This is a genomic window from Nitrospina gracilis Nb-211, from assembly GCF_021845525.1.
GTDB classification, from domain to species: Bacteria; Nitrospinota; Nitrospinia; order Nitrospinales; family Nitrospinaceae; genus Nitrospina; species Nitrospina gracilis_A.
In genome coordinates, this window is sequence record NZ_JAKJKD010000001.1 from 2689666 (window position 1) to 2701362 (window position 11697).

7 protein-coding genes are annotated in these 11697 nt (G+C 58.9%); 1 reads left to right on the forward strand and 6 read right to left on the reverse strand.

The window, feature by feature from the left end; translation table 11 throughout:
* The first annotated feature begins 30 nt into the window (after window positions 1-30).
* Window positions 31-1200: a thiolase family protein gene (locus tag J2S31_RS12700; RefSeq protein WP_237099469.1), complete on the forward strand. Its 1170-nt coding sequence runs from the start codon at window positions 31-33 to the stop codon at window positions 1198-1200.
* A 7-nt stretch (window positions 1201-1207) separates the two neighbouring features.
* Here J2S31_RS12700 and J2S31_RS12705 read toward each other — a convergent pair whose 3' ends face one another.
* The 6 genes from J2S31_RS12705 to J2S31_RS12730 all read right to left on the reverse strand — a co-directional run bounded on the left by J2S31_RS12705 (window position 1208) and on the right by J2S31_RS12730 (window position 11480).
* Window positions 1208-2959, reverse strand: a complete 1752-nt coding sequence (locus J2S31_RS12705; RefSeq protein WP_237099470.1) for a methylmalonyl-CoA mutase family protein — start codon at window positions 2957-2959, stop codon at window positions 1208-1210.
* Window positions 2949-4214: a cobalamin-dependent protein gene (locus J2S31_RS12710; protein ID WP_237099496.1), complete on the reverse strand. Its 1266-nt coding sequence runs from the start codon at window positions 4212-4214 to the stop codon at window positions 2949-2951. The genes J2S31_RS12705 and J2S31_RS12710 overlap by 11 nt, the downstream gene beginning before the upstream one ends.
* A gap of 33 nt (window positions 4215-4247) precedes the next feature.
* Window positions 4248-5444, reverse strand: coding sequence for a citrate/2-methylcitrate synthase (locus J2S31_RS12715; protein ID WP_237099498.1), 1197 nt, complete (start codon window positions 5442-5444; stop codon window positions 4248-4250).
* The gene (locus J2S31_RS12720; RefSeq protein ID WP_237099500.1) at window positions 5434-6282 is read right to left on the reverse strand and encodes an isocitrate lyase/PEP mutase family protein; all 849 of its coding nucleotides are present in this window, start codon (window positions 6280-6282) and stop codon (window positions 5434-5436) included. The genes J2S31_RS12715 and J2S31_RS12720 overlap by 11 nt, the downstream gene beginning before the upstream one ends.
* Window positions 6279-7655, reverse strand: coding sequence for an MmgE/PrpD family protein (locus J2S31_RS12725; RefSeq protein ID WP_237099502.1), 1377 nt, complete (start codon window positions 7653-7655; stop codon window positions 6279-6281). The genes J2S31_RS12720 and J2S31_RS12725 overlap by 4 nt, the downstream gene beginning before the upstream one ends.
* Before the next feature lie 195 nt (window positions 7656-7850).
* A complete protein-coding gene (locus tag J2S31_RS12730) occupies window positions 7851-11480 on the reverse strand; it encodes an eCIS core domain-containing protein (protein WP_237099504.1) in 3630 nt (1209 codons plus the stop codon).
* Window positions 11481-11697 lie beyond the last annotated feature (217 nt).

Below are 11697 nucleotides of genomic sequence, written 5' to 3' on the forward strand. Positions count from 1 at the left end.
GCTTTCCATGCGAACGGAAAGTGAGGAATCATGAAACCGATCACTACCTGCATTTATGGCGCGGCGCGAACGCCGATCGGGAAAATCGGCGGCGCTTTGAGCCGCATCCCCGCACCCCAACTGGGCGCGGCGGCGATCCGGGAAGCCGTGGCCCGCAGTGGCGTGTCGCCGGACAAAATCGGTGAGGTCATTATGGGCAACGTGGTTTCGGCCGGGCTCGGCCAGGCCCCGGCACGGCAGGCGGCAATCCGTGGCGGCCTGCCTCCACGAGTGGCTGCGCTCACTGTGAACAAGGTGTGCGGTTCGGGGTTGAAAGCGGTCATGCTGGCTGACGATGCCATCCGCCTGGGACGCGCCGACTTCATCGTCGCGGGTGGTATGGAGAACATGAGCCTGGCCCCGCATCTGCTTCCCAATTCCCGGCAGGGCTACCGACTGGGACACATGCAGATTTTAGACAGCCTCATTCTGGACGGTCTTTGGGACAGCTTCGGCCAATGCCACATGGGCGAGATCGCGGAAGCGCTTTCGCAGCGATACAGCCGCAAGGCGCAGGACGATTATGCTTTGGAAAGTTACCGCCGCGCACGGGAAGCTCAGGAAAACTGCCGGTTTTCCCACGAAATCGTCGGCATCCCCATTGAGCGCAAAAATGAAACCGTGATCATCGATAAGGACGAACAGCCCTTCGCCAACGATCTGGAACGCCTGCCCAATCTGCCGCCCGCGTTTGTCAAGGATGCGGGGTGCATCACCGCCGGCAACGCATCGAAGATCAACGATGGCGCGGCGGCGCTCGTCATCGGGCGCGAGGACGACACGTTGAAACCCCTGGCGCGCATCATGGGTCAATCGACATTCTCCACAGACCCGCATCATTTCCCCGTCGCGCCCGTCGAGGCCATCGCCCGGCTGTTGAAGGAGTGGCCCGCCCGCATCGAAGACATCGATCTTTTCGAGATCAACGAAGCGTTTTCCGTCGCCATGCTGGCAGTCTGCGAAGCCCTGCACCTGGACCGGGAAAAGTTGAACGTGAACGGTGGGGCGGTGGCGCTGGGACATCCCATCGGCGCCTCCGGTGCCCGCCTGCTGGTGACTCTGCTGTATGCGCTTCAGGCCCGCAACTTGAAAAAAGGTGTGGCCGCCATCTGCCTGGGCGGCGGCGAAGCGGTGGCGCTCGGCATCGAACGAGTGATTTGATCTGTTCTCAAAGTTTGCGGCGGTACAGCCCGTACACTTCCTGCAAAGCACGGGTCCACTCATCCAGCGTGATTTCTTTCACGATGTCCAAGGTGACGGCGAACACGTTTCCTCGCTTATCCGCGGTTTCTTTCAGGCGGCGCAGGCTGTCCCGCACACGCAGGGCATTGCGGTTCTGCTTGAACCGTTTCACATCCTGCGCGCGTTCCCGCTTCAAGGCGTCTGAGATTTCCGTGCGCGCCACGCTCGGTCTCTCCGTCTCCCGCCGCGGGTAACAGTTGACCGCAACCACCCGCCGCCGGCCGGTTTCCACCTGCTCCTCATAACGCGCGGATGACTGTGCGATTTCATCGCGAAAGAAGCCCTCTGCCTTTGCCTCTAAAATGCCGCCCAGATCAGCGATGCGGCGGAAATATTCAAGGACGCCGTCCAGCACCGTGTGGTACGCCTGAAAGCGGCCGGAACTGTCGCTCAAAAACGCCATCATGTCCTTGAACCCACCCATCTCTTCCAAAAGGATCGCCTGCGCGTCGGAGGCGATGCGCACGCTTTGCTCCGTGGGGATGGTGAACGGCTCGTCATAGGAGTTGCTGTGCAGGGCCTGCGGATAATTCAACAACGCGTAAAACAATTCCAACGCGGTGCGGGTGATGTTGTTCAGGTATTCCCGTTCGTGGAGACTGCGTCCGGAAGTTTGAATGTGGGCTTTGAGCTTCTGCGCGGCGGGGTCGCTTGCCCCATACACATCCCGCATGGCCACGGCCCAGCACCGCCGCGCCGCACTGAGCAACGCAATGTATTCGAAGTCGGGACCGGAGGTAAAGAAGAAGGGCAGGCGCCGCGCAACCCGGTTGATGTCGAGGCCCCGCCTCAACGCCTCCTCCACATACACGAAACCATTCGCCAGCGTGAAGGCCGCCTGCTGGATCGGCGTCGCTCCTTTCTGCTCGATGTGATACCCACTGACATTGATCGGGTAATAGGACGGAGCGTTCTCCAAACACCATTCGAACATATCCATCGCGAGGCGGATGGACTTGTCCAAGGGGAACAACAACTCGTTCTGCGCGTCATCCTCCTTACAGGGATCGGTCTGCGACGTGCCGCGCACCTGTTTCAAATCCTGCCCTGCTTCCTGCGCCGCTTTCAACCGCGCCGCCGTCATCCACAACGAAGGGCCGTTGATGGTCATGGAAATGCTGACCTCGTCCTTGAAAAATCCCTGATACAGCATTTTCACATCTTCGTAGGTGGAAACCGACACCCCACCCTCGCCAATGTCGTAAAAATAATCCGGATCGTCGGCGCTTCGCCCCAGCAGGGTGTTGGTATCGAAGGCGGTGCTCAGGCGTTTCGACTGCTGGCCGCTGACAATATAATGAAAGCGTTCGTTGGTCATCTCCGGCGATCCCAGCCCGGCGAACAGGCGGGTCGGCTCCTCGTGGCCGCGCTTTCCCTCCACAATCAAAAACGCCTGCGGGTAGATCGACAGGCCAAATGGGAACTCACCGGGGAACCCCCACTCGCCCTGGTAACGCGCGATCTGCGCCGGATGATCGATCTGCGGAAGCGCGACGAGGGGAATGGCGGCGCCCGTGGGCAGGGCGCGTTTTTGAATGCGTTCGGCTTTGTCGTTCCAAAGTTTCAGCAACTCCTGCTGGTATTCCGGATCCGACTTCGCGCGGCGCACGGAATCCTCAACGCGTTGCTGGTATGCCTCGTTGGCCGAGACGATCCTGGAGAGAAGGCTATCGTTCATGAGATTCCATCAGTGCCCGGTACAGTTCATCAACGCCCGGATTGCGGTGCTCGGTGGCGGTGGTCAGAAACAGGTTGCGTTCCGGAACACGCGAACGGAGCAGGCTGTGCGCACGCCGGGCGCCGGGCAATTCGCTTTTGTTCAGCACGACCAGCACATCCGGCCGGTTGAGCATCTCTTCCTTCATCAACTGGTACGGACCGCCCAGGTCCGGCGTGGTCACCAGCACCGCCTTGTCCACCAGGTCCGCGATGCCCGCATCCGGTTGACCGATGCCGTAGGTCTCGACAAACACATCGTAGCCGCCGGCCCGGAAAACGCGGATCATGTCCGGCAACGCCCGCGCCAGCCCCTCGCCGTATCCCCGCGACGCCACACTGCGAATGAAGACGCGGCCGGTATCCACCCAGTTCTTGTCGGTGGCGTACATGTACGCAATGCGGTCGGCCAACAGCGCGCCACCCGAACTTTTGGAAGAGGGATCGATGGCGATCACCGCCGCCTTGCGTTCGTCATGGCGCTTGTCCTGAAACCAACGCAGGAGCAATTCGTCGAGCAACGTGCTTTTTCCAGAACCGCCCCGGCCGGCAATACCGACCACGAGTCTTCCGGCTTCGGAGCCGTTCAATGACTCCAAACAATCGCCGAAATAACGGATGCGTTCCTGCCAGTCGGCAACCTCCGTCTCCACAATCGCGTCTTCTCCGTTTCCGGACCGCGATGCCGTTTCGACCAGTGTCTCCAGCCACGCTTTTTCTTCCGCCACATTCAAAAGCTGGGCGATGGCGGGAATTTCTCCCCCTTGGGCGCGTTTTGGCAGATCGTCCAGTCGCTCGGGAACGGTGGAAAATCCGTAATTCGCCTGGACGTACGCGACGCTTTTTGTGCCTTCCCCCGTTCCAAAAATTTTATCGATGCCTTTTTCTTTTTCCAGCAGGCGGATGTCGCGATCGAGGAACGTCGCGCCGCCGCCTCCAATGAGATGGATGTGCGGGTGCCCCATTGCCTGCAAACGATCACGTACAGCGCGGAAAAAGGGAATGTGTCCTCCGTTGTAAGAACTGATTCCCGCAAACTGCACGCCTTCCTGCACGATCGCGTGGACAAACTTGTCCACCGTGAGGTCGTAACCGCCAAGGATGACTTCGATTCCCGCTTTTTTCAGAGCATCGGCGACGATCAACAGCGGCGCGTCGTGTCCGTCGTTGCTTTTGACGCCGAGGAATCCGCGGATCTTATGACGTGGCAGTGGCATAGCACCGGTCCTGTTGATAGCAAAACAAAGGCGTCACCGCTTTTCCAGCGGCACATACGTCCGCATCGCGTCGATGTCGGGTCCCGTGTATTCCTGCGTAGGGCGAAACAGCGGCCCCTTCGCCCTGCGTTGCCGGAGAATGTTGGCCAGCCATCCGAAATGGCGGCTGGCCTGGAAAATCGGTGTGTTCAGTTCCCGGGGAATGCCCAGGAGTTTGAGCAGAATGCAGATGGGCAGATCCGCATTGGGAGCGCGATCTTTTTCCTTCAGCATGACACGGCCGATGATGTCGTAGATCTCAAACAAATGACCCATTCCCTTTTTTTGTGCCAGGGGGCGGCCGATGCGTTCCGCAATGGTGACCCGCGATTCCTTTTTGTGCTTGTAATGCGGCAGGCGGTGGCCAAAACCGAACACCAACTCGCCGTTGTTCAATTTATTCATGATGTAGGATTGTGCGCGGTCGGGCGTGCCGATCTCCTCGAACATCATCGCCGCCAGTTCGTTGGCCCCGCCGTGGCGTACTCCCTTGAGCGGCGCGCCCGCGGCGATGAGCGGCGTGTACGGATCGGTCATCGACGACTCCACCACCAGCGCCGCGAACGTCGAGCAGTTGATGGTGTGGTCGAGGTACAAAATCAAAATGGTGTTGAGCGCGTCCACCAGTTCCGGCTCCGGTTGGATGTCCAGCATATGCAGGATGTTGCCGGCAAACGGCAACCGTGGGTCCGGCTCGATGGGTTTCATGCCTTTGCGGATGCGCCAGCCCGCGGTCATGAGCGCAGGGATCTTTGCGCCGAGACGCACACCTGCGTTCAAAAGCAGGCGGGCGAGTTCCTCGTCCATCTTCGGCGTCTGCCACAACGAATTGGTGTAATCGGCATCCCACATGCGCGCGAAAGAAAGCGACGTCATCAGCAGGTCCATCATGTGCACGTTTTCCGGATAAGACCGGAGATGACTCAGGATAGGCTCATCCAATTTCGCATGGCGGCTCAATTCCTCCTTGAACGCATTCAACTCCTTGCCATTCGGCAGGGTTCCATGAAGGATCAGGTGCACGGTCTCCTCGAACGGCCCCTGGATGAGATCGTAAATGCTGTACCCCCGGTAAAGGAGGATGGGGTTGCCGTCCTTATCGACCGTGGTGAGGGAAATGTCGGAGGTACAGACCGGAACCCCGTCCAATCCGTTGTCCACGGTATTCAGCACTTCGGTATTAGGGCTCATAGTTCAAGATTCCATTTATTTCCTTCCGGTTCATCATTTCAGACAGCCGGCTTTCCTGACTGCCCTCTTTGGATAAGGTCGAGAAAAATCTCTTGGTGCATCCGGCATGAAAACGGAACAGCGACACCGGAAAAATGACAAAGTCGTAGCCCAGCCGGGAGAACTCACGCGCTCCCATCAGCGGCGTCTGACCGAACTCCGTCATGTTGGCGAGAAGCGGTCCCGCCACTTCCTTTCGGACGCGGGCAAATTCATTTTCATCCTTCAACGCCTCGGGAAAGATCACATCGGCTCCCGCTTCCCGGTAACGGTTGCCCCGGTCGATGCATTCGTCAAGTTGACCGCCAACATCCACATTGTCCGCGCCACGGGCATCCGTGCGCGCCACGATCAGGAAGTCGGGAGCCATCGCGTTGCGCACCGCCACAGCCTGCTTCAACCTGGACACCATTTCTTCAGCGGGAACCACTTCCTTTCCCTGGAGGTGACCGCACCGTTTGGGAAAGACCTGGTCCTCGATCTGAATGCCCGCAAACCCGGTTTCGATGTAGCGCCGGATCGTCACCTCGATATCCTCAAACCCCGTATCCGCGTCGCACAACACGGGCAGGTCGACGGCCTGCACAATCCACCGCCCGAGCCAGGCAAATTCGTCGAGTCCGAGCGTGCCGTTGTCCGGCACCCCCAGGCTGTTGGAAAGCGCCGCTCCGGAAAGGTAGAGTCCGGAAAAGTTCATTGCCGCCGCCTGTTTCGCCGTGAAGGCGTTGTAGACGCCGGGCAGGACCACCGGCTTTTGGGAACCGGCGAGAAGATCGCGAAACGAGGCACGGGGTTTCATGGCAACACCATGGCTTGCATCAACGGTGCCGGACTTTCCAACTCGTCCATCCGCCACACCATCTCTACCACCCGGTCCTGCTGGTCGACACTCAGCCACGGTCCCGCCGCGGCGCGGAATTTTTTCTCCAGTTCCTTCGGCTTGAGCGGGTTGTTCGGGTGGCCTTTCGGATCGAGCACTTCCTGTTCGAACACCGTGCCATCCTGCATGGTGACCGTGACTTTGTTCGGAAACGACTTGCCATACATCTCCGTGTAATGCTTGTTCTCCGCAACCGTCACCTTCTGCACCAGGGATTGAAGCGCCGCGTCACCCAGATGCGTGGGATCGAATTGCTCGAGCGTGATGTCGCCATCCATCAGCGCCACCGCCACGATGTACGGCAGACTGTGGTCGGCGGTCTCCTTGGTTTTCGGCGTCCACTTCTCCGGTTCCTTGCCAATGATCTCGTACGAATGAAAGCTGGTCTCGACATGAATGCGTTCGATGCCGGCAATCCGCTCCGCGCCGATGTCCTCGCGCAACTCGAGCGCCGCCCAGATGGCGCTTTGCGAATGGTACTCCGCCGGGAAATACTTGATGTATGTGTCCACGATCTTGAACTCTTCCCGATCCTCGCCGCCAAATTTCAAAGCCAGGTCAAACTCACCCTGCGTGATCTGGTTGATGAAGCCGTGCTTGCCCGTAAAAATATCGCTGGGTCCGGTGAGTCCGTGCTTCACATACAACGCGGCGCGCACGCCGTTCTGCGACGCCTGCGCAAACGCCGCGGCTTTCCATTGCGAGATGGTGCCAATGCGCGTCTGCCGGAGGTAATTGCCGGTGGTGATGGCGATGGCGAGGGCGTCGCGCGTCTGCTCGGCGGACAGGCCCAACAGTTTCGCCGCCGCGGCGGTGGAGGAGATCGACCCGTAAGTGACATGGTCCCATCCCTTTTTGCGGAGTGCCGCCGCATCGCACAAACGGCAATGCAGTTCGTAAGCAAGGATGGTGGCGAGAAGGAGGTCGCGCCCGGTGCGGCCTTCCGCTTCGGCTACCGCAAGAACAGCCCCCAGGTTGTCACTGGGATGGGCGGGTTCGCGGTTGAGGTAGGTGTCGTTCCAATCAAGCGCGCGGATGAGCGTCGCCAGATACAACGCGGCGTAATCCATCGGTGCTTTATGCGCCGTGCCCATCACCGTCGCGCCGGGGGCGGCGGTGGCCGAGGTGGCGAACCGGCGCATGCCGATGGCAGGGGGCGCATCATACGCCGCCCACGCGGTGGCCAGGCTGTCCAGCCAGCGCTCCTTGGCACAGGAGATGGCGTGGTCCGACAGGCGCTCATAACTCAGCCCGGTGACGTACCGGGTGATTTGCTCTTCATACCGGTCCATACGCAAAGCCTCCAGCCTGCACTTTTCAATATAGGCCCTGCGTGATGGCTCCGCACGTCAAACTTCATTTCGTAAATCGCGCTTTTTCAGGGAATCTGCCGGGAAGGAACTTGGGTCAATGAGGACGGATGGCACAATCTTCAGGCTGTCTCCAGCGCGGAGACGTCCCGAATCCTTATGCCGCCGATGAATATTTTATTTTCGCAGTTTGACCCACGGCATGCCTTTGAGTTTTTCGATGGTCTTGGAACCGATACCGGGAACCGATTCGATGGCGGTGTGCTTTCCATCCGTTGCGCCTCCCTCGGCGGCGGATTTGGATTCCCACCACAGATACCCGTCGGCGGCGCGCGATTCCGCAATCAGTGTGGCTTTGGCCATGCCGATGCCCGTGTTGGCATGGATGGTTGCGGCATCGTCGGTGCTCAGGTTCACCGGCGTAGGACGCGCACCCTCCACACCTGGCAGGGCGTCGGGCATTTTGGTAGATATGCTGGGGATGACCGGGATCGGAGTTTTCTTATCGTCCAGGCGGTGAGCCTCCACCTTGAGGGCGGTGGGCAATTTCTTCTCGTTTTCCAGAATGTGTTTGGCCGTATCACGCCCGGCCTGCGAGTCGTATTTGTCGGTCGTGTCCACCTGCTTGATCAATTTGTCAGCGGTGGATTTGTTGCCGCCGTCGTACACCGCCGCCACTTTATAATACACCGCCACACCGCCGGGATTCTCATCCTTGCCCTTGCTGCCTTTGCGGTTCCACACCACGTCCTTCACTTTTTCCTCGGCCTGGCTGGAGTGCTGTTTGTTGGCGGTCTCCGTAATCGGAGTGATGTTCTTTTTATTGTCGCCCGGTCCGTGCAGGCGTGCGTTCAACAGGTGTCCGCGGATGTAAAAACTGCGGCCGCTTTCCTTGCGCTGGCTGACCGCGTTCCAGATGTCCGTGTTGACCGCCGAAGTGGGTTCGCTTCCCGCTTCCCCTTTGATGCTGAGCGGATTGGCGGTGGCGCTTATTCCCAGTTGACCGTGTTCCAGTCCGCCGTACGTCACCTTCGTCGCTTCGGCAGTGGAGCCCCCTTCACTGCTCAAAGTCGCCATGAGCGCGGCCACAGCGTCCCGCAATTCCCCATATTTCTTTTCCTCATCCTTGGTGGGGGCGTCTCCCTTGCCTTTGCGCGCATCGCTCATTGTTTTGTCGCGTGCGCTTTTCAACTGCGCATACAACAGGTCGGCCTTGCCATAGATTGTCGACAGACGGCCGAGGTCGTCCTTGTCCGCCCCCTTCTGCCCGGCCTGCAACTGTCCCAACCGGGTTTTCGCGTCCTTGAGAAACTTGCCCAGAGACTTCTTTTCGCTCTTCACCATGATGTCGGCACCTTCGAAAAACAGGGAGTGCTGTTTCTTGCCGACGGTGAAGGTTTTGCGCTCGCTCCACCACTGTTTGACTTTTCCCGCCACAGCCTTGGCCTTGCCGAACAGAGCCTTGGCTTTGCCCACGATGAAGTTGATGAGCTTGTCGATGGCCTTGTCCACTTTCTTCTGGATGGACTTGATGATGGCTTTGATTTTTTTCGAGATGCCGCCCAGCCCGGCAAAGCTGGCGAGGAAACTGATCACCACCGGCACGGTGCGGCTCAACGTCTGCTCGACAAAGTTTTTCGCCTCGCTCAACTGGCCGCGGGCTATTTTGCCGATAGACTGGAAGATCGATTCCACTACGGCGATGATCTGCTTGATGCGCTCAATGAAAAACACGATCACATCATAAGTGGTGAGGATGGCCTGGATGATGGCACCGACGGGATTGAACAGAGTGACCAGCTTTTTCACCGCGGCCTTCACTATCTGCGTGATGACCCAGTTGCGGATCTGGGCGATGACCATTTCCTTCAACGATCCGATCCAGCCCAGCAGTCTTTTCCATACACCCGCGAGGCCTTCGGTGACGAGAATCTTCACCACCTCGACCGCTTTTTCGATGAAGGCCACCCGCTTCTCGCCGATCACCTTCACCAGCTTGGTGCGGACGCGCGCGTACGTCAGTCCCAGCACCTGCAGAGTGATGGACAGGATGCCCTTGAGATCGAACTTCTTGGGCAGGGTCAGGCCCGCGCCTTCCAACGCACCGAACAGCCAGCCGAACAATCCCTTCTTGAGATGCTCGACAATATTGTCTTTGAACTGGCCGAAACCACCTTTCACCGACGAAAGCAGGTTCTTGAGGAACTGCACGGGATCGTTGATGATGGTGGAGAAAACGTCCTTGCCCTGTTTGAAGACACCGATGACCTTCTGCGCCAGCGGCCCGGCCAGCTTCATGGCTCCTTCAAAAACGAATTCGATGATCTTCTCGCCGACCGCCACCGCAAAATTTTTGATGCGGATCAAAGGCGGCATGAAGATTCGTTTTAATTTATCGAATATTCCGAAAGGATTGGCGATGTCGGACAGGCTGACGGCGTCCCATGCCTCGCGGAACAGTCCCTTGATGACGGACCAGCCGAGGTTGAGTTTTGCCAACTGCGCCTTCAACCAGTCATAAGATTTTTGCAGGGCGCCGGATTCCTTCAGGTTCTGGAACATCTTCGTGCCGCCGGGCACGAATTCCAGAAATCCTTCGATCAGGTTGTTGGCGTTGCGCTCCACCGTTTTGTCGGTGATGGGGTTTTTGCCGAGGATGACGGTGAGCAGTTTGAATCCCGGCACCTTCTGCACGAACTCCGACGCCTTGCTGAGCAATGCGTCCTTGGCCTTGCGCAGAGCTTCGGCGGGGTCCGCCACCGCTTCGACAATCGCCCTGCCGGCGGATTTGAGATCGTCCCACCAGCCCCCCTGCACGCGCTTCGGCGCTTTGGAAATTTCGGGTGCCGGTTTGCGTTTCACGCCACCCCCCTGTTGCACCACATGCACCAGTTCGTGCGTCATCAATCGGCGGTCGTCGGCGCTTTCGTTTTTGCCCACCCAGATGTGGTTGCCGTAGGTGAATGCGCGCGCCTGCAGGGATGTGGAGTCTTCCCGGTCCTGTTGTGAATCGTGCACACGGACGTTGGAAAAATCCTGATTGAGGCGCGGCTCGACAAATGATCGCAACCCGGAAGACAAAGGCCGTCCGCCGTTCGGCGATTGAATGCGGGCGTTGACGCCCGGATCGGCCACGTGCGTCACTCCGCCACCGCTACTCTTGCGCTGAACTTTTTCGACCGACTCGATTTCGCCCGGTTCCGGCTCCGGCCAGGCTTCCGGTTCTTCCTCGCTGACCGGTTCTTCACCTTCGCCTTTGGCTTCCGTTTCCTGTTGATCGATCTCGCCTTCAGTGCCTGCACCTTCCGCCGGGCCTTCCTCCTGCGCCCCCGCTCCTTCCGCTTCCTGCCTTTGAATCCGGGCTTCGGTTTCTTCCGTCTCCTTCTCTTCCGGTTTTTCTTCAGGGTTGGAAGTGTCTTCCGTCACGGCACGCTGGAGAAGGCTCTTCTTTAAAACTTCGGGGTTTTTCTTTTCCTCTTCCGGTTGCGGTTCTTCCTTCTTTTCTTCACTGGACGCGGGAGCGGCTTCATTGCGTTGTATCTGGGAAGGGGATTCCACGGTTGCGTTCATGGAACGCACCGCCGGGTCGGGCATGCGCATAACGGAATCGGCCACCCGGTCGGCTTCCCGTTCATACTTATCCGATGTGGGGCCGACGGGAACGGCGTTGCCCCCGGCCTCGCCTTTCATGGCGCGGCGCAGGCTTTTTTTCTGCACCGCCGCCGCGGGATGGTACTCAATGGAAGCGTTTTTTTTCGAGGAAGAAGTGGCCGTTTTTTTGCGGACCGGAGCCTTCGCCGTTTCCATCACGCGCCTCCTTCAAAAGAAGACGGAAGGGCTGCAAAAAACGCGTGATAACAACAACGAACGAGGGAATGCCTGAGCAGGTAGGAAGGAGGTCCGGAGACGGACCGAACGCAGGACAAAAAAAAGAAGCGGGCCTTCCATAGCCCCGCTTCCAATATTGTCCTAATTCGCCACTGGGGACTCGAACCCCGGATCGCCGGTTCTCTTATCATTAATT

What these genes read in the sequence shown, in the direction of transcription:
- J2S31_RS12715 (WP_237099498.1), bottom strand. Translation starts at nt 5,444, where the DNA reads ATGAGCCCTAATACCGAAGTGCTGAATACCGTGGACAACGGATTGGAC.
- J2S31_RS12730 (WP_237099504.1), bottom strand. Translation starts at nt 11,480, where the DNA reads ATGGAAACGGCGAAGGCTCCGGTCCGCAAAAAAACGGCCACTTCTTCC.
- J2S31_RS12725 (WP_237099502.1), bottom strand. Translation starts at nt 7,655, where the DNA reads ATGGACCGGTATGAAGAGCAAATCACCCGGTACGTCACCGGGCTGAGT.
- J2S31_RS12700 (WP_237099469.1), top strand. Translation starts at nt 31, where the DNA reads ATGAAACCGATCACTACCTGCATTTATGGCGCGGCGCGAACGCCGATC.
- J2S31_RS12710 (WP_237099496.1), bottom strand. Translation starts at nt 4,214, where the DNA reads ATGCCACTGCCACGTCATAAGATCCGCGGATTCCTCGGCGTCAAAAGC.
- J2S31_RS12720 (WP_237099500.1), bottom strand. Translation starts at nt 6,282, where the DNA reads ATGAAACCCCGTGCCTCGTTTCGCGATCTTCTCGCCGGTTCCCAAAAG.
- J2S31_RS12705 (WP_237099470.1), bottom strand. Translation starts at nt 2,959, where the DNA reads ATGAACGATAGCCTTCTCTCCAGGATCGTCTCGGCCAACGAGGCATAC.